A 17,874-nucleotide genomic window follows, 5' to 3' on the forward strand; every position below is an offset into this window, starting at 1 on the left:
CGAACCCTCGGCTTCAGCGCCGTACCGGCCGCTTCTGCAACTTGCGCTGCAGCGTACGCCGATGCATCCCCAGCGCCCGCGCGGTCGCGGAGATATTGCCATCGTGCTCGGCCAACACCCGCTGGATATGTTCCCACTGCAGCCGATCCACCGACATCGGGTTCTCCGGCACCAGCGAATCCAGGTCCGCATGCTCGGACAGCAACGCCGCCACCACATCGTCCGCGTCAGCCGGTTTGCACAGGTAGTTGCAGGCTCCGCGCTTGATGGCCTCGACCGCCGTGGCGATGCTCGAGTAGCCGGTGAGGATCAGCACCCGCATCTCCGGATCCAGCTCCAGCAGCTTGGGCAACAGCACCAACCCCGAATCGCCTTCCATCTTGAGGTCCAGGGTCGCGTAGTCCGGCACATCCTGCTTGGCCAGCACCAGCCCCTCTTCGGCGCAGGACGCAGTGCTCACGCGGAAACCGCGACGGCTCATGGCACGGGCCATGACCCGGGTGAAGGTGGCGTCGTCGTCCACCAGCAGCAGGTGTGGCAGCTCTTCGCCCTCGACCTGGTTTTCTTCGCTCATCGTTCATCTCCTCGCTTGCCATGGGGCAGGCGCAGCTCGGTAAGGGTGCCGCCCTGTTCATGACTATAGAGTTTCACCGAGCCGCCAGCACGCGTCACGCTGGCCTTGCTCAGGAACAGGCCCAGGCCGAAGCCTTTGCCCTTGGTGGTAAAGAAGGGTTTGCCGATCGCCTCGGCGATGGCCACGGGCACGCCCGGCCCATGGTCGCGGATGCTGATGAGGATGTCCTGGTCGTCCCAGTCCAGGCGTACCTCCAGGTCGTCCGGGCAGGCGTCGGCAGCGTTGTTCAACAGGTTCAGCAGGGCCTGGGTCAGGTCTGGGGGCGGGGTCAGGCGCGGCACCTCGCCGTCGCGCAGGCGCTGGAAACGGTAGCTGGCCTCCGGACGCATCAGGTGCCAACGGTTGAGCGCCTCGTCGAGCCAGACGGTCACCTCCTGCTCCACCACGCTCATGCGCCGGTTGGCCTCGGCGGCACGCACCAGTTGCTGCAAGGTCTCCTTGCACAATTTGACCTGGTCCTGGAGCACCATGAGGTCTTCCTGCAACTGCGGGTCGGTATGGTCCTGGCGCATCTCGTTGAGCAGCACGCTCATGGTCGCCAGCGGCGTGCCCAGTTCGTGGGCCGCCCCGGCAGCCTGGGTGGCCACGGCCAGCAGTTGCTCGTCACGCAAACTCTCTTCGCGGCGCTCGGCGCGCAACTGCTCCTGCCGGCGCAGCTCCTCGGCCATGCGCGCGGCGAAGAAGGTGATCACCCCCGCCGCCAGGGCGATGCTCAACCACATGCCGTAGACCTGCATCTTGTCCCGCGCCAGCGGCAGGGTCTCGAGCGGGTAGAACTGCACCAGCAGCAGGCTGTAGGCCGCCAGGGCGATGCCGGAAAGCACCAGCGAGTAGATCCACGGCAGGGTCACCGCGGCGATCGCCAGGGGCACCAGGTAATAGGAGACGAAGGGGTTGGTCGAGCCACCCGAGTAATACAGCAAGGCGCTGTGGATCAGCAGGTCGCAGGCCAGCTGGAAGGCGTATTCGAACTCGGTGACCGGCAGCGACAGGCGCAGGCGCAGGGCGGTGAAGGCGCACAGCAGGGACGACAGGGCCAGGGTCACCGCCAGGGAGAACCAGGGCAGCGGCAGCAGTTCGGTCCAGTAGGCCACGCCTACGGAGCCGGCCTGGGCGGCCAGGACCAGGATGCGAATGAAGGTCAGGCGCCAGAGGTTCTGGCGGGTGGCGGACAGCGGATGTGCGACGGCGAGCATGAGCTCTCCTGATGAGTGCTCCAGGGAAAACGGCTGGAGTATACCGAAGCCAGGCGCCCCGCTGCAGCGATGCGGCAAAGCGCCACACTCGGATCCAGCTTGCAGCTTGAAGCGCGGCGCTCGGAGATTGAAGCTCGGAGTCGCCCCATGAACCCACTACACTGTTTCCGGTCTGATGGACCATGCATTTCATTGCCAAGGAGCCCTACATGCAAATCCCTCGTCGCGGCACAGCCCTGATCCTGTCCTGTGGCCTGCTCGCCAGCCTGCCCACGCTGGCGGCCGAGGCACCGCGCTACAACCAAGTGTCGCTGCGTGCCGAAGTCAGCAAGGAAGTGGCGCGCGACCTGATGGTCGTGACCCTGTACAGCGAAGCCCAGAACAGCGACCCCGGCAAGCTCGCCAAGCAGATCACCGAGACCATGAACAAGGCCGTGCAACAGGCTCGCCAGGTCAAGGAGGTGAAGATCAGCCAGGGCAGCCGCAACAGCTACCCGGTCTACGACAGCAAGGGCCAGAAGATCACCGGCTGGCGCGAGCGCGCCGAACTGCGCCTGGAGAGCGCCGACTTCCCGGCCCTGTCCAAGCTCACCGGTGAACTGCTGCAGGACCTGAAGATGGGCGGCATGGACTTCTCCATCGCCCCGGCCACCCGCAAGGCCAGCGAAGACGCGCTGCTCAAGGATGCCGTCAACGCCTTCAAGGCCCGCGCTCAATTGGCTACCGAGGCGCTCGGCGGCACGGGCTACAAGGTCGTCAGCCTGAACCTCAACAGCAGCGGCTACCCGCGCCCGTACCTGCGCAGCGCACCGATGGCCGCCAAGGCCATGATCGCCGACGAGTCGGCACCAGCACCGGACATCGAGGCCGGCACCAGCGAAGTCAGCATGAACGCGGATGGCTTGATCGAAGTGCAGATGCCCTGATAGCCGAGGGCCGCTTCGGGAGCGAAGCCCAATGCGGTCAGGCAAGCTGTCTTGGGGCCGCTTCGCGCCCCATCGCGGGCAAGCCCGCTCCCACAGGGTCCGAATCGACCGCCAATGATGCGGTTTGCAGGATCATGTGGGAGCGGGCTTGCCCGCGATGGGGCGCGAAGCGGCCCTAAGCCTGGCCGGCCAGCCCCAACCGCCCCTCTCTCCCTCCCCCTTGTAGCCGAAAACCTATACCCAGTTCAGCCGTTTCCTACGCTCTAAACCGGTGCATCCGCTTGCCCCATTTAGTGCGAAATATCTTGAAAATCTCACCCTTCCACGCCACGCAAACGTTCAACTTCGTAAAAAGTTACACGAATGCGACATCCATGTACGTCCGTACCACACTTTTGACGCCAACTATCCTCCTCCCTGTTGCATTGGGAATACCCCCTGCATAAGTATCCCCAGGTCGGCTCACGAGGCCGCCTCAATCGAAAAATGACAACAATGAGGCCACCATGCTCAAACACGCAGTCATTCCGTTCCTGGTCGGCGCAGGCTTGCTAGCCGGCACACCCACCGCCCTCGCCGCGACCAACCTGGTGTTCTGTTCCGAAGGCAGCCCGGCCGGTTTCGACCCAGGCCAATACACCACCGGAACCGACTTCGATGCCTCGGCCGAAACCATCTTCAACCGCCTGACCCAGTTCGAACGCGGGGGCACCGCGGTCATTCCCGGCCTGGCCACCCGCTGGGAGGTTTCCGAGGATGGCAAGGCCTACACCTTCCACCTACGTGAAGGCGTCAAGTTTCACACCACCGACTACTTCAAGCCGACCCGTCCCTTCAACGCCGATGACGTGCTGTTCACCTTCAACCGCATGCTCGACAAGGACCATCCCTTTCGCAAGGCCTACCCCACCGAGTTCCCCTACTTCACCGACATGGGCATGGACAAGAACATCGCCCGTATCGAGAAGCTCGACGAGCACACCGTGCGCTTCGTCCTCAACGACGTCGATGCCGCCTTCATCCAGAACCTGGCCATGAGCTTCGCCTCGATCCAGTCCGCCGAATACGCCGACCAGTTGCTCAAGCAGGGCAAGGCCGCCGACATCAACCAGAAGCCGATCGGCACTGGCCCGTTCGTGTTCAGCAAGTACCAGAAGGACGCGCAGATCCGCTACAAGGGCAACAAGGACTACTGGCAACCCGAGGACGTCAAGATCGACAACCTGATCTTCGCCATCAGCACCGATGCCTCGGTGCGCATGCAGAAGCTGAAAAAGAACGAATGCCAGGTCACGCTGTTCCCTCGCCCGGCCGACATCGAGCCGCTGAAAAAAGACCCGAAGCTGCAGATGCCTGAACAGGCCGGCTTCAACCTCGGCTACATCGCCTACAACGTGATGGACAAGATCAAGGGCAGCAACGAGCCCAACCCCATGGCCCAGCTCAAGGTGCGCCAGGCCCTGGACATGGCGGTGAACAAGCAGCAGATCATCGACTCGGTGTACCAGGGCGCCGGCCAGCTGGCCGTCAACGCCATGCCACCGACCCAGTGGTCCTACGACACCAGCATCAAGGACGCCCCCTACGACCCGGAGAAGGCCAAGGCCCTGCTCAAGGAGGCCGGGGTCAAGGACGGTACCGAGATCACCCTGTGGGCCATGCCGGTGCAGCGCCCCTACAACCCCAATGCCAAGCTGATGGCCGAGATGCTGCAGTCCGACTGGGCCAAGGTCGGCATCAAGGCCAAGATCGTCAGCTACGAGTGGGGCGAGTACATCAAGCGCTCCAAGGGCGGCGAGAACGGCGCCATGCTGATCGGCTGGAGCGGCGACAACGGCGACCCAGACAACTGGCTGGGCGTGCTGTTCGGCTGCGATGCCCTGGAAGGCAACAACTTCTCCAAGTGGTGCTACAAGCCCTACGACGACCTGATCAAGCAAGCCAAGGCGACCTCCGACCAGGCCAAGCGCACCGAGCTGTACCAGAAGGCCCAGCACATCCTCAAGGAACAGGTGCCCTTGACCCCCATCGCCCACTCCACCGTGTACCAGCCGATGAGCGCCAAGGTGAAGGACTTCAAGATCAGCCCCTTCGGCCTGAACTCCTTCTACGGCGTGAGCGTGGAGAAATAGGGCAAGCCCCTGCGCCGCTGGCCTGACCGGCCGGCGGCCCCTCGCGCCACCCACGCACTACAGACCAAACGTCCTCCCGCTGCCATCCGCAGCGGGTCGGGCTCCTGTTGCCGCGCCTGCTACCTGGGCCGGCGAAAACCAATGGACAAGGATTCGCCATGCGCCACGCCACACTGCTCGCCACCCTGCTCGGCCTCGGCCTGCTACCCCAGGCCCCGACCCTGCTCGCCAAGAACCTGGTGTTCTGCTCCGAAGGCAGCCCGGCCGGTTTCGACACGGCCCAGTACACCAGTGCCACCGACAACGACGCCGCCGAGCCCATCTACAACCGCCTGGTCGAGTTCGAGCGTGGCGGCACCGCCGTGCAGCCGGCCCTGGCCACCGCCTGGCAGGTGTCCGAGGATGGCCTGCGCTACACCTTCCAGTTGCGCGAAGGGGTGAAGTTCCACGGCAACAAGGACTTCACGCCAAGCCGCGACTTCAACGCCGACGATGTGCTGTTCACCTTCCAGCGCATGCTCGACAGGCAGCACCCGTTCCGCAAGGCCTACCCCACCGAGTTCCCCTACTTCGTCAGCATGGGCCTGGACAAGAACATCGCCCACATCGAGAAGAGCGGCCCGCTGAGCGTGACCTTTACCCTCAATACCGTCGATGCCGCATTCATCCAGAACCTGGCCATGAGCTTCGCCTCGATCCTCTCCGCTGAATACGCCGACTACCTGCTGGCCCAGGGTCGGCCCAGCGACATCAACCAGAAACCCATCGGCACCGGCCCCTTCGTGTTCCAGCGCTACCAGAAGGATTCGCAGATCCGCTACAAGGGCAACAAGGACTACTGGGCAGCGCAAGAGGTGAAGATCGACAACCTGGTGTTCTCCATCAACATCGACCCGTCGGTACGCATCCAGAAGCTGCGCCGCAACGAGTGCCAGGTCACCCTCCATCCGCGCCCGGCCGACCTGCCGACCCTGAAGGCCGACAGCTCGCTGCAGATCCTGCAGAAGCCAGGCTTCAACCTCGGCTACATCGCCTACAACACCCAGCACCCGCCTTTCGATCGCCTGGAAGTACGCCAGGCCATGGACATGGCGGTGAACAAGCAGGCGATCGTCCAGGCGGTCTACCAAGAAGCTGGGCAACTGGCGGTCAATGCCATGCCGCCGACCCAGTGGTCCTACGACGACAGCATCGAGGACGCCGGCTTCGACCCGGACAAGGCCCGTGCCCTGCTCAAGGCCGCCGGGGTCGAGGAAGGCACCGAGGTCACCCTGTGGGCCATGCCGGTGCAGCGCCCCTACAACCCCAATGCCAAGCTGATGGCCGAAATGCTCCAGGCCGACTGGGGCAAGGTCGGCCTGAAGGTGCGCATCGTCAGCTACGAGTGGGGCGAATACCTCAAGCGCATGAAGAACGGCGAACACGACATCGCCCTGATCGGCTGGACCGGCGACAACGGCGACCCGGACAACTGGCTGGGTACCCTGTACAGCTGCGACGCCATCGGCAGCAACAACTACTCCCAATGGTGCGACCAGGAGTACGACACCCTGGTCAAGCAGGCCAAGCAGGTGACCGACCGCGAGCAGCGCACCGCCCTCTACCAACAAGCCCAGCAGCGCCTCAAGCAACAGGTGCCGATCACGCCGGTGGCCCACTCCACGGTCAACCAGCCGATCAGCGCCAAGGTCGTCGACTTCAAGGTCAGCCCTTTCGGACGCAACGACTTCTCGGGCGTGAGCGTTGATTGAACATCCCTGCCCCGCACTCCCACGCAGTGCTTGTGGGAGCGGGCTTGCCCGCGAAGAGGCCAGGGCTGGGCGGCACTGAAAGCAGCCGCGCCACATACCTCCTGAGTCTTCCCGAATTTGCCCGGCGATCCCGCGGCAAACCTGTGCAACACCGCGTCACCGCAACGACATCCGGCTCACGAGGCCCGGGTGATAACTAAAAAAAAAAGAAAGGGAGCTTTCATCTTGAGACGAACCACACTCACCGCACTGGCCCTGTCCATCGGCGCGTTCTGCGCCACCGCCCAGGCCGAACCCGCCAGCCAGGACTTCATCCCGATCAGCCTCAAGTCAGGCAGCGAGCAGGACGAGGCCAGCGGTTTCCTCGCCGGCCAGAGCCTGACCGGCAGCACACGCAACTGGTATGCCCGCGAGCGCGCCACCCGCGCGCCGCTGTTCAAGTACTACAAGAGCGACGGCAGCCGCCACGCCACCCACAGCCGCGACAACTGGGTGCAGGGCACCATCCTCAACTACAGCTCCGGCTTCACCCAGGGCACGATCGGCTTTGCCGTGGAAGCCGCCGGCTACAACGCCATCGCCCTGGAGCAAGGCCGCGCGGCAGTGGCCGGGCCCAACAACCGGACCCTCACCGACAGCGACGGCGACGTGGTCAGCCAGTGGAGCAAGCTGGGCCTGGGCAACATCAAGGCGCGCATCTCCAACACCACCCTCACCGTCGGGCGCCAGTCGGTCGATACACCGATGATCGCCTATATCGGCAACCGTGCCCTGCCGTCGAGCTTCCAGGGCGCGTTCCTGCACAGCGCCGAATTCGACAACCTGTCGTTCGACCTGGGCACCTTCGACCGTGTCTCGCCACGTACCGAGCAGAGCCTGAGCAAGTTCCGCAGCGAATACAGCGCCACCGGCGTGGAGACCGACCGGGCCAGCACCGCAGGGGTCAACTACCAGCCGTTCAAGAGCCTGACCACCAGCCTCTACGCCACCAAGGTCGACGACTTCTGGAACCAGTACTACTTCGGTGCCAACCATGTGCTGGGCGACAGTGCGGTGCTGAGCCTGACCACTGGCCTGAACTACTACAAGACCGTGGATGCCGGCAGCAAGAAGATGGGCGAGATCGACAACGACACCTACAGCCTGTCGCTCGGCCTGACCCACCAGGCCCACTCGCTGACCTTCTCCTGGCAGCAGGTCAACGGCAACGAGTACTTCGACTACCTGCACGAGACCAACGGCATCTACCTGGCCAACTCGCTGCTGTCGGACTTCAACGGCCCCAACGAGAAATCCCTGCAGATCAGCTACGTGCTGAACATGGCGCCCTATGGCGTACCGGGGCTCAAGTTCAATGTGTACAACGCTCGCGGCTGGGGTATCGACGGCACCCACTACCGAGGCACGGCCTATGATGTCAACGGCATGGACGGGGAGACTCACTACGAGTGGGGCATCGGCACCAGCTACGCGGTGCAGAGCGGGCCGCTGAAAGACACCAGCATCCGCGCCACTTATACCGCACACCGCGCCAGCAAGGCCCAGGCCGACGGCAGCCTGGACGAACTGCGCATCGTCACGACCATTCCGTTCAACATTCTCTGACCCGTATCGCCACGGCCTGCCTTGTGCGGGCCGTGGCAGCTACGCTGGAACAAACTGCAGGGAGGTTCCATGACATCGCTACCGCTACGTGCCGCCCTGGTGGCAGTAATCCTCGGCGCCGCGCCCCACCTCGCGGCCAAGCCGCTGGTGGTGTGCACCGAAGCCAGCCCGGAAGGCTTCGACATCGTGCAGTACACCACCGCCGTCACCGCCGACGCCTCGGCCGAGGCCATCTTCAATCGCCTGGTCGACTTCAAGCCCGGCACTACCGATATCCAGCCGGCGCTGGCGAAAAGCTGGGAGATCAGCCCCGACGGACTCACCTACACCTTCCACCTGCGCGAAGGGGTGAAGTTCCACACCACCGACTACTTCAAGCCGACCCGTGAATTCAACGCCGACGACGTGCTGTGGAGCCTGCGCCGCCAGCTCGACCCGAACCACCCGTGGCACGACAAGACCAGCGTCGGCTACCCCTATTTCGAGAGCATGGCCTTCAAGGAACTGCTCAAGTCGGTGGACAAGACCGATGACCACACCGTGGTGATCACCCTGACCCGTCCGGAGGCGCCCTTCCTGCGTGACCTGGCCATGGCCTTCACCTCGATCTACTCCGCCGAGTACGGCGACCAGTTGCTCAACACGGGCAAGACCCGCGACCTCAACAGCAAGCCGATCGGCACCGGCCCGTTCGTCTTCCAGCGCTACAACAAGGACGCCCAGGTCCGCTACAAGCCCAACCCCGACTACTTCCGCGGCAAGCCACCGGCCGACGCCCTGATCTTCGCCATCACCCCGGACAACAACGTGCGCCTGCAGAAGCTGCGGGCCAACGAATGCCAGGTCGCGCTCTACCCCAAGCCTGACGACGTGCCCTCGATCAAGACCGATCCCAAACTGAAGGTCGCCGAGACCGAGGCCCTGGTCACCGGCTACATCGCGATGAACACCGAGCGCAAGTACCTGAACGACGTGCGCGTACGCAAGGCGATCAACATGGCCTTCGACCGCACGCCCCACGTCGACCAACTGTTCGGCCAGGGCAACGCGCTGGTCGCCGTCAACCCCTACCCACCGAGCATGATCGGCTTCAACGACGAGAACCGGAACCCACCCCGCGACCTGGACAAGGCCCGCGCCTTGCTCAAGGAGGCTGGCGTGCCAGAGGGCACGGTACTGACCCTGTTCACCCGCAACGGCGGCGGTCCGACCAACCCCAATCCACGCCTGTCGGCCGAAATGCTCCAGTCGGACCTGGCCGAGATCGGCATCAAGCTGGATATCCGCATGATGGAATGGGCCGAGATGCTACGCCGCGCCAAGAAGGGCGAGGCCGACATGGTCTCCACCGGCTGGGCCAGCGACAACGGCGACCCGGACAACTTCCTCGGCCCGCTGCTCAGTTGCGAGGCGGCCCGCAACGGCGAGAACTATGCCCGCTGGTGCAACCCCAAGTTCCAGGAACTGATCACCCGCGCCCGCGAGGTCATCGACAACGACGAGCGCGCAAGGCTCTATGCCGAGGCGTTGGCGGTGTACGATGACGACCAACCCTGGATCAGCATGGCCCATCCGAAGATGTTCACGGCCATGCGCGAGAACGTGGAGGGTTATGTGGTCAACCCTCTGACCAACAACAACTTCGCCACCACCAAGGTGAAGTAGAACAACAACGACCGCCGGCAGCCCACGGGGAACCGGCGGCATTGCCCTGACGGGCTGACCGTACTACCGCCTGGAGAGGTACACCCGACGATGTTGAGTTTTATTGCCCGGCGCCTAGGCCTGTTGATTCCGACCTTCTTCGGCATCACCTTGCTGACCTTCGCGCTCATACGCCTGATCCCCGGCGACCCGGTGGAAGTGATGATGGGCGAGCGCAGGGTCGACCCCGAGATGCACGCCCAGGCCATGGAGCGCCTGGGCCTGAACAAGCCCCTGCCGGTCCAGTACCTGGACTACATCGGCAAACTGGCCCAGGGCGACCTGGGCGAGTCGCTGCGCACCCGCGAAAGCGTGTGGAACGAATTCCTCACGTTGTTCCCGGCCACCCTGGAGCTGGCCTTCGCCGCCTTGCTGTTCGCCGGCATCGTCGGCCTGCTGGCCGGGGTGATCGCCGCGCTCAAGCGAGGCTCGCTGTTCGACCACGGGGTCATGGGCATCTCCCTGGCTGGCTACTCCATGCCGATCTTCTGGTGGGGCCTGATCCTGATCATGTTCTTCTCCGTGAGCCTGGGCTGGACCCCGGTGTCCGGACGCATCGACCTGCTCTACGACATCGAGCCGAAGACTGGCTTCATGCTCATCGATACCTTGCTCAGCGACGAAGAAGGCGCCTTCAAGGACGCGGTGATGCACCTGATCCTGCCGGCCATCGTGCTGGGCACCATCCCGCTGGCGGTGATCGCCCGCATGACCCGCTCCTCCATGCTCGAGGTGCTGCGCGAAGACTACATCCGTACCGCCCGGGCCAAAGGCCTGTCGCCCGCCCGCGTGGTGTTCGTGCACGGCCTGCGCAACGCGCTGATCCCGGTATTGACCGTGTTCGGCCTGCAGGTCGGCACCTTGCTGGCCGGCGCCGTGCTCACCGAAACCATCTTCTCCTGGCCGGGCATCGGCAAGTGGCTGATCGAAGCCATCGGTGCCCGTGACTACCCCGTGGTCCAGAACGGCATCCTGTTGATCGCCTGCCTGGTGATCCTGGTCAACTTCGTCGTGGACATCCTCTACGGCCTGGCCAACCCACGCATCCGTCATCAGCGCTGAGGCCCTCGTCATGACTAGCCCGATTGCGAAATCCGTCACGCCGGCCAGCCCGGTGGACCAGAGCCTGCTCTACCCCTCGCCGTACAAGGAGTTCTGGCAGGCCTTCTCACGCAACAAAGGTGCGGTGGCCGGCCTGGCCTTCATGTGCCTGATCGTGTTCTGCGCGCTGTTCGCGCCCTGGGTCGCCCCGCACGATCCGAGCGAGCAATACCGCGACTTCCTGCTGACCCCGCCGGTATGGCTGGAAGGCGGCACCTGGCAGTTCATCCTCGGCACCGACGAGCTCGGCCGCGACCTGCTCTCGCGACTGATCCAGGGCGCCCGGCTGTCGCTGCTGATCGGCCTGTCGTCGGTGGTGATGTCGCTGGTGCCGGGGATCCTGCTGGGCCTGCTGGCCGGTTTCTTCCCGCACATCCTCGGCCCCTCGATCATGCGCCTGATGGACGTGATGCTGGCCCTGCCCTCGCTGCTGCTGGCCGTGGCCATCGTCGCCATCCTCGGCCCCGGCCTGATCAACACGGTGATCGCCATCGCCATCGTCTCGCTGCCGTCCTACGTGCGCCTGACCCGTGCCGCCGTGATGGGCGAGCTGAACCGCGACTACGTCACCGCCGCGCGCCTGGCCGGTGCCGGCCTACCGCGGCTGATGTTCGTCACCGTGCTGCCCAACTGCATGGCACCGCTGATCGTCCAGGCCACCCTGAGCTTCTCCTCGGCGATCCTCGACGCTGCTGCCTTGGGCTTTCTCGGCCTCGGCGTCCAGCCACCGACCCCGGAGTGGGGAACCATGCTGGCCTCGGCCCGTGACTACATCGAACGCGCCTGGTGGGTGGTGAGCCTGCCCGGCCTGACCATCCTGCTCAGCGTGCTGGCGATCAACCTGATGGGCGACGGGCTGCGTGATGCGCTGGACCCGAAACTCAAGAACGCCGTCTGAGGAGAACGCCATGTCACTGTTGCAGATCGACAACCTGAACGTGCGCTTCGGCGACGCCAATGCCGTGCCCGTGGTGGACGGCCTCGACCTTGCGGTGGAGGCCGGCGAGATCCTCGCCATCGTCGGCGAGTCCGGCTCCGGCAAGTCGGTGACCATGATGGCCCTGATGGGCCTGATCGACGCCCCCGGGCGCATCACCGCCGATGCCCTGAACTTCGATGGCACCGACATGCTGCGCCTCAGCGGCCGCCAGCGGCGCAAGGTGGTGGGCAAGGACATCGCCATGGTCTTCCAGGACCCGATGACCGCGCTCAACCCCAGCTACACCGTGGGCTACCAGATCGAGGAGGTGCTACGCCAACACCTGGGCCTGAAGGGCAAGGCCGCGCGCCAGAGGGCCCTGGAGCTGCTCAAGAAGGTCGAGATCCCGGCCGCCGAAAGCCGCCTGGATGCCTACCCACACCAGCTATCCGGCGGCATGAGCCAACGCGTGGCGATCGCCATGGCCATTGCCGGCGAACCCAAGCTGCTGATCGCCGACGAGCCGACCACCGCCCTGGACGTGACCATCCAGGCGCAGATCATGGAGCTGCTGGTGAACCTGCAGAAGGAGCGCAACATGGCGCTCATCCTGATCACCCACGACCTGGCCGTGGTCGCCGAGACCGCCAAGCGGGTCTGCGTGATGTACGCCGGGCAAGCCGTGGAAGTGGGCCAGGTGCCAGAGCTGTTCGACCTCCCTGCCCATCCCTATAGCGAGGCCTTGCTGGCGGCCATCCCCGAGCACAGCATCGGTGCCGAACGCCTGGCCACCCTGCCCGGCATCGTCCCCGGCCGCTATGACCGGCCCCAGGGTTGCCTGCTGTCACCACGTTGCCCATATGTCCAGGACAACTGCCGCCGGCAGCGTCCGCCCCTCGATCCCCAGGCCCACAGCCTGGTGCGTTGCTTCTACCCGCTGAACCAGGAGGTGGCGTGATGACCGTCGTCCTATCCGCCCGTGAACTGACCCGTCACTACGAAGTCTCCCGTGGCCTGTTCAAGGGCCATGCCCTGGTGCGCGCGCTCAATGGCGTGTCGTTCGAGCTGGAGGCCGGCAGGACCCTGGCCGTGGTCGGTGAGTCCGGCTGCGGCAAGTCCACGCTGGCCCGCGCCCTGACCCTGATCGAGGAGCCGACCGCCGGCTCGCTGCAAATCGCCGGCACCGAAGTCAAGGGGGCCAGCAAGGCCGAGCGCAAGCAACTGCGCCGCGATGTACAGATGGTCTTCCAGAGCCCCTACGCCTCGCTCAACCCCCGGCAGAAGATCGGCGATCAGCTGGCCGAACCGCTGCTGATCAACACCTCGCTGAGCAAGGCCGAGCGCCGCGAGAAAGTGCAAGCGATGATGCAGCAGGTCGGCCTGCGCCCCGAGCATTACCAGCGCTACCCGCACATGTTCTCGGGCGGCCAGCGCCAGCGCATCGCCCTGGCCCGGGCGATGATGCTGCAACCGAAGGTGCTGGTGGCCGACGAGCCGACCTCGGCGCTGGACGTATCGATCCAGGCGCAGGTCCTGAACCTGTTCATGGACCTGCAGAAGGAGTTCAACACCGCCTACGTGTTCATCTCCCACAACCTCGCGGTGGTGCGCCACGTGGCCGACCAGGTGCTGGTGATGTACCTGGGCCGGCCAGCGGAGATGGGGCCGAAGCAGGACATCTACGACAAGCCCCTGCACCCCTATACCCAGGCGCTGCTGTCGGCGACGCCGGCGATCCACCCGGACCCGCTGAAACCGAAGATCCGCATCGCCGGTGAACTGCCCAACCCGCTGAACCCACCGGACGGCTGTGCCTTCCACAAGCGCTGCCCGCATGCCACGGAGCGCTGCGCCAAGGAGATACCGGCGCTGAGGCAGGTGGGCACGCGGCAGGTGGCCTGCCACTATGCCGAGCAGTTTCTCTAGAGCGGCATAGCCGTCCAAGCCAGGCCGCTCCCACGCCGGTATCCAGTGCTGTGGGAGTGGCCCAAATGGCAGTTGCAAAGCCTTGACGGGCATTGGGGCAGCCTGCGAATGGTCACCCCCCTGATCTTGTCACCCATGGCCAGGTCAAGGCACTATCCCCGTCCATGACGACGAGCACCCTCCCCGACGGCCCCGAGCAGACCGCGCTCACCGCCGAAACGGTACTGCGCTACCACCTGTGCTGGAAGCACCGCGACCTGGACGGGGTAATGGCGCTGTACCATGCCGACATCCAGTACCACGACTTTTTCCAGAACCGCGTGCTCGGCTTCGATGAGCTGCGCGACTACGTGCGCGGCTGCCTGCCTCATGAAGCCGACGAGGACATCGTCCATAGCGACCGCATCCGCGTCGACGGCTGTACCGCGTTCATCCAGTATCAAGTGACGGTCCAAGGCGGTGAGGGCTTGGTGGCCTTCCAGTCGAGCGAGGCGATCACCGTCAAGGACGGGCTGATCTGGCGGGTCAATGAATACGCCACCCTGGTGCGCCGTTCGAACGACAGCACCCCCCGTTCGGGCCCACGGCCCGCCACTAGCCGCCTGGGCCTGTCACCACGCCAGTTGAGCAGCATGGCCCAGGACCTGGAATACTATTTCCAGCGTCAACGCCCCTACCTCGACCCGGAGCTGGACCTGCAACAGGTCGCCGACGCCAGTGGCTACAGCCGTAACCAGATCTCCTACCTGCTCAACCAGGTGCTGGGGCAGAGCTTCTACCGCTACGTCAACCAGGCACGTCTGCAACACCTGATGGCCAGCCTCGACGATGACAGCCTCAAGGCCTCGATCGAAGACCTGGCTTTCAATGCGGGCTTCAATTCCTTATCGGCCTTCTACAAGTGCTTTCGCGAACATACCGGGCTCTCGCCCAAGGCCTACCTGAAGCAGATTTCCCTGCGTGCACGCACGTAAGACAGCCCCCACCGCATGACACTAGGATCGCCCACAGACCTTCATCGATGTGGAGCCGAACCTGATGCAACCCTGGCGCACGATCAGCCTCTGGATGGACCAGCTCGACGAGCCACTCAGCGCCCGCCCGGCATTGCAACAGGACCTCGACCTGGATGTGTGCATCATCGGCGCCGGCTACACCGGCCTGTGGACCGCCTACTACCTCAAGCGTCAGGCACCGCAGTTGAACATCGCCGTGATCGAAGCCAAGATCGCCGGCTTCGGCGCCTCGGGACGCAATGGCGGCTGGCTGATGGGCAACCTGCTTGGCGAAGATCGCCTGCTCGCCACCCTGTCGCCGCAACAGCGCCGCGCCAGCATCGACCTGCTGCACGGCATTCCCGACGAAGTCCACGCCGTGCTGCAACGCGAGGCCATCGACTGCGACTACCGCAAGGGTGGCGTGCTCTATTGCGCCGCTCGCTATCCGGAACAGGAACGCAGCCTGCGCGCCTACCTCGACGGCCTCTATCGCCTAGGCATGAACGAACACGATTATCGCTGGCTGCGTCCCGATCAACTGGATGCACAACTGCGGGTGAGCAATGCCTACGGCGCGATCTTCAGCCCGCACACCGCGACCATCCAGCCGGCCAAGCTGGCGCGCGGCCTGGCCCGAGCCGTGGAAAGCCTCGGTGTGCCGATCTACGAAAACACTCCAGCCATCGACTGGCAGCCCGGTCAAGTGCGTACTCCCCTGTCACGCATTCGTTGCCAGTGGATGGTGCCCGCCGTGGAGGGTTACGCGGCCAGCCTGCCACCGCTGGGTAAACATCAACTGCCGGTGCAAAGCCTGCTTGTGGCCACCGAACCACTGCCCGAGTCGACCTGGGCACAGATCGGCCTGTCCCAAGGGCAAGCCTTCAGCGAGAACAGCCGCCAGGTCACCTACGGCCAGCGCACCGCCGACAACCGCCTGGTATTCGGCGCGCGCGGTGGCTACCGTTTCGGCGGCCGGCTGCGCGACAACTTCAACCTGAACCCGGCAGAAATAGAACTACGCCGCTACCTGTTCAGCGAGTTGTTCCCGCAGCTCAAACATGTACGCATCACCCACTCCTGGGGCGGCAACCTGGGCATGGCCCGACGCTTCCGTCCGCACATGCTCTGTGATCGCCAACGCGGCGTTGCCCTTTCAGGCGGCTATGGCGGCGAGGGGGTTGGCGCCACCAATCTCGGCGGCCGCACGCTGGCCGCGCTGATCCTCGACCAGCACAACGAACTGACCGCACAACCATGGGTGCTCGACAACCGCCCATTGTCGAGCCTGGCCACCTGGCCGCCCGAGCCATGCCGCTGGCTGGGCTACAACGCGATCATCCAGAGTTTCGTCCACGAGGACCGGACCCTCGCCAACCCCGCCAATGCGCCCTGGAGGCGGCGCCTGGCCAGCTCGCTTGCGGACTTCATGGAAAGCTTCATGCACTGACTCCCCTTCCCCTCACACAGGATCCACCGGTCATGAGCATTACCCACTTCAAACACACCGACAGCACGGAGCTAGGCAGCTCCAACCCCGTCGCGGCACCCATCGGCGAGCCCGTGGCCGTGACGTCTGTCACCTGCGTCGAGCGTAGCGATGGCGTCGAGACGGGCATCTGGGCGTGCACCCCAGGGCGCTGGCGCCGGCAGATCGTGCAACAGGAGTTCTGCCACTTCATCAAAGGCCGCTGCACCTTCACCCCCGATGGTGGCGAGCCCCTGCACATAGAAGCCGGAGATGCCCTGATGCTACCGGCCAACAGCACCGGCACCTGGGACATCCAGGAAACGGTGCGCAAGACCTACGTCCTGATTTTCTGAACCGCCAATCGCCTGCCGCCCTTCGATAACAACAGACAAAGCAAGGTAAACCGGACATGCGCACGATTATTTTCGCTCCCCTGATGTTGGTCGCCTGCGTGGCCAATGCCACTGAGTCGGTGAAGATCTACAACTGGTCCAGCTACATCGCCCCGGACACACTGAAACATTTCCAGCAAACCACTGGCATCGTGCCGACCTACGACGTCTTCGACAGTAACGAAACCCTCGATGGCAAGCTGATGACCGGCAACTCCGGCTACGACGTGGTATTCCCCTCCAACCATTTCATGGCCCGGCAGATCCAGGGCAAGGCCCTGAAGAAGCTGGACAAATCGCAGTTGCCCAACTGGCACAACCTAAACCCGGTGCTGCTCAAGGCGCTGGAGGTCAACGACCCCGGCAACCAGTACGGTTTCCCCTACCTGTGGGGCAGTACCGGCATCGGTTACAACATCGACAAGGTCAAGGCCGTGCTCGGAGACGACGCCCCGGTGGACTCCTGGGACTTGATCTTCAAGCCTGAGTACATTTCCAAACTCAAAAGCTGTGGCGTGGCAGTGCTGGACAATGGCCCAGAGCTGCTGCCAATCGCCCTGCACTACCTGGGCTTGCCGCACCACAGCCAGGACCCGAAGGACTACGACAAGGCCAAGGAGCTGCTGATGAAGGCGCGACCGTACATCAGCTACTTCCACTCCTCCAAGTACACAGGCGATCTGGCCAATGGCGATGTGTGCGTGGTGGTGGGTTTTTCGGGCGATGTGCTACAGGCGAAGAACCGTGCGCAAGAAGCGAAGAACGGCGTGAAGGTGGGCTATTCGATCCCGAAGGAAGGCGCGCCGATGTGGTTCGACATGGTCGCCATGCCGGCCGATGCGCCAGACGAGAAGGCAGGATATGCCTACATGAACTACCTACTGCAACCCGAGGTGATGGCCAATATCAGTAACCATGTGCAGTACGCCAACGGCAACCTCAAGGCCGATGGGCTGGTGGATTCAGCAATGAAGAGCAACAGCATGATTTACCCGAGCGAGGAAGTGATGGGCAAGCTGTATGCACTGCAGGCCATGCCGGCGAAAATCGACCGCATCAGGACGCGCCTCTGGACCAGCATCAAGGCGGGGCACTGACGAGCTCCGGCCAATGACAAGCTTC

General features: G+C 64.2%; 15 protein-coding genes. 13 read left to right on the forward strand and 2 right to left on the reverse strand.

Annotated elements, in window-relative coordinates; all coding sequences use genetic code 11:
* Nucleotides 1-13: 13 nt before the first annotated feature.
* A complete protein-coding gene (locus tag ABFA30_RS18880; protein WP_225788652.1) occupies nt 14-574 on the reverse strand; it encodes a response regulator transcription factor in 561 nt (186 codons plus the stop codon).
* A complete protein-coding gene (locus ABFA30_RS18885) occupies nt 571-1,830 on the reverse strand; it encodes an ATP-binding protein (RefSeq protein ID WP_225788651.1) in 1,260 nt (419 codons plus the stop codon). Before ABFA30_RS18885 ends, ABFA30_RS18880 begins: the two co-directional genes overlap by 4 nt.
* A 209-nt stretch (nt 1,831-2,039) precedes the next feature.
* Here ABFA30_RS18885 and ABFA30_RS18890 point away from each other — a divergent pair, with 209 nt between their 5' ends.
* The 13 genes from ABFA30_RS18890 (at nt 2,040) to ABFA30_RS18950 (ending at nt 17,849) form a co-directional block, all read left to right on the forward strand.
* Nucleotides 2,040-2,756, forward strand: coding sequence for an SIMPL domain-containing protein (locus tag ABFA30_RS18890; RefSeq protein ID WP_225788650.1), 717 nt, complete (start codon nt 2,040-2,042; stop codon nt 2,754-2,756).
* A gap of 506 nt (nt 2,757-3,262) precedes the next feature.
* Nucleotides 3,263-4,888 (forward strand): ABC transporter substrate-binding protein, encoded by a 1,626-nt coding sequence (locus ABFA30_RS18895; RefSeq protein WP_225788649.1) that lies wholly within the window; start codon nt 3,263-3,265, stop codon nt 4,886-4,888.
* Nucleotides 4,889-5,046: 158 nt separating this feature from the next.
* Nucleotides 5,047-6,639 (forward strand): ABC transporter substrate-binding protein, encoded by a 1,593-nt coding sequence (locus ABFA30_RS18900; RefSeq protein ID WP_225788648.1) that lies wholly within the window; start codon nt 5,047-5,049, stop codon nt 6,637-6,639.
* 225 nt (nt 6,640-6,864) lie between these two features.
* Nucleotides 6,865-8,244, forward strand: coding sequence for an OprD family porin (locus ABFA30_RS18905; protein ID WP_225788647.1), 1,380 nt, complete (start codon nt 6,865-6,867; stop codon nt 8,242-8,244).
* A 69-nt stretch (nt 8,245-8,313) separates the two neighbouring features.
* A complete protein-coding gene (locus ABFA30_RS18910) occupies nt 8,314-9,909 on the forward strand; it encodes an ABC transporter substrate-binding protein (RefSeq protein WP_225788646.1) in 1,596 nt (531 codons plus the stop codon).
* 90 nt (nt 9,910-9,999) lie between these two features.
* Nucleotides 10,000-11,010, forward strand: a complete 1,011-nt coding sequence (locus ABFA30_RS18915; protein WP_060515691.1) for an ABC transporter permease subunit — start codon at nt 10,000-10,002, stop codon at nt 11,008-11,010.
* Between the two features lie 10 nt (nt 11,011-11,020).
* Nucleotides 11,021-11,947: an ABC transporter permease subunit gene (locus ABFA30_RS18920; RefSeq protein WP_225788645.1), complete on the forward strand. Its 927-nt coding sequence runs from the start codon at nt 11,021-11,023 to the stop codon at nt 11,945-11,947.
* A 10-nt stretch (nt 11,948-11,957) separates the two neighbouring features.
* Nucleotides 11,958-12,926 carry an ABC transporter ATP-binding protein gene (locus ABFA30_RS18925; protein WP_225788644.1) on the forward strand — a complete coding sequence of 323 codons (969 nt, stop codon included), beginning with the start codon at nt 11,958-11,960 and terminating at the stop codon, nt 12,924-12,926.
* A complete protein-coding gene (locus ABFA30_RS18930) occupies nt 12,926-13,894 on the forward strand; it encodes a peptide ABC transporter ATP-binding protein (RefSeq protein WP_225788643.1) in 969 nt (322 codons plus the stop codon). The genes ABFA30_RS18925 and ABFA30_RS18930 overlap by 1 nt, the downstream gene beginning before the upstream one ends.
* A gap of 164 nt (nt 13,895-14,058) precedes the next feature.
* Entirely contained in the window at nt 14,059-14,868 is an 810-nt protein-coding gene (locus tag ABFA30_RS18935; protein ID WP_225788642.1) for a helix-turn-helix domain-containing protein, read from the forward strand.
* A 64-nt stretch (nt 14,869-14,932) separates the two neighbouring features.
* Nucleotides 14,933-16,339, forward strand: a complete 1,407-nt coding sequence (locus tag ABFA30_RS18940; RefSeq protein ID WP_225788641.1) for an NAD(P)/FAD-dependent oxidoreductase — start codon at nt 14,933-14,935, stop codon at nt 16,337-16,339.
* 32 nt (nt 16,340-16,371) lie between these two features.
* Nucleotides 16,372-16,713, forward strand: coding sequence for a cupin domain-containing protein (locus ABFA30_RS18945; protein ID WP_225788640.1), 342 nt, complete (start codon nt 16,372-16,374; stop codon nt 16,711-16,713).
* 56 nt (nt 16,714-16,769) lie between these two features.
* The gene (locus ABFA30_RS18950) at nt 16,770-17,849 is read left to right on the forward strand and encodes a polyamine ABC transporter substrate-binding protein (protein ID WP_225788639.1); all 1,080 of its coding nucleotides are present in this window, start codon (nt 16,770-16,772) and stop codon (nt 17,847-17,849) included.
* The last annotated feature ends 25 nt before the right edge of the window (nt 17,850-17,874 follow it).

This window comes from Pseudomonas sp. HLMP (assembly GCF_046365545.1).
Taxonomy (GTDB): Bacteria; Pseudomonadota; Gammaproteobacteria; order Pseudomonadales; family Pseudomonadaceae; genus Aquipseudomonas; species Aquipseudomonas guariconensis_B.

Excerpts from the sequence above, each read along its gene's own strand:
- ABFA30_RS18880 (WP_225788652.1), bottom strand. The coding sequence starts at position 574 with ATGAGCGAAGAAAACCAGGTCGAGGGCGAAGAGCTGCCACACCTGCTG.
- ABFA30_RS18885 (WP_225788651.1), bottom strand. The coding sequence starts at position 1,830 with ATGCTCGCCGTCGCACATCCGCTGTCCGCCACCCGCCAGAACCTCTGG.
- ABFA30_RS18890 (WP_225788650.1), top strand. The coding sequence starts at position 2,040 with ATGCAAATCCCTCGTCGCGGCACAGCCCTGATCCTGTCCTGTGGCCTG.
- ABFA30_RS18895 (WP_225788649.1), top strand. The coding sequence starts at position 3,263 with ATGCTCAAACACGCAGTCATTCCGTTCCTGGTCGGCGCAGGCTTGCTA.
- ABFA30_RS18900 (WP_225788648.1), top strand. The coding sequence starts at position 5,047 with ATGCGCCACGCCACACTGCTCGCCACCCTGCTCGGCCTCGGCCTGCTA.
- ABFA30_RS18910 (WP_225788646.1), top strand. The coding sequence starts at position 8,314 with ATGACATCGCTACCGCTACGTGCCGCCCTGGTGGCAGTAATCCTCGGC.
- ABFA30_RS18915 (WP_060515691.1), top strand. The coding sequence starts at position 10,000 with ATGTTGAGTTTTATTGCCCGGCGCCTAGGCCTGTTGATTCCGACCTTC.
- ABFA30_RS18920 (WP_225788645.1), top strand. The coding sequence starts at position 11,021 with ATGACTAGCCCGATTGCGAAATCCGTCACGCCGGCCAGCCCGGTGGAC.
- ABFA30_RS18925 (WP_225788644.1), top strand. The coding sequence starts at position 11,958 with ATGTCACTGTTGCAGATCGACAACCTGAACGTGCGCTTCGGCGACGCC.
- ABFA30_RS18930 (WP_225788643.1), top strand. The coding sequence starts at position 12,926 with ATGACCGTCGTCCTATCCGCCCGTGAACTGACCCGTCACTACGAAGTC.
- ABFA30_RS18935 (WP_225788642.1), top strand. The coding sequence starts at position 14,059 with ATGACGACGAGCACCCTCCCCGACGGCCCCGAGCAGACCGCGCTCACC.
- ABFA30_RS18940 (WP_225788641.1), top strand. The coding sequence starts at position 14,933 with ATGCAACCCTGGCGCACGATCAGCCTCTGGATGGACCAGCTCGACGAG.
- ABFA30_RS18945 (WP_225788640.1), top strand. The coding sequence starts at position 16,372 with ATGAGCATTACCCACTTCAAACACACCGACAGCACGGAGCTAGGCAGC.
- ABFA30_RS18950 (WP_225788639.1), top strand. The coding sequence starts at position 16,770 with ATGCGCACGATTATTTTCGCTCCCCTGATGTTGGTCGCCTGCGTGGCC.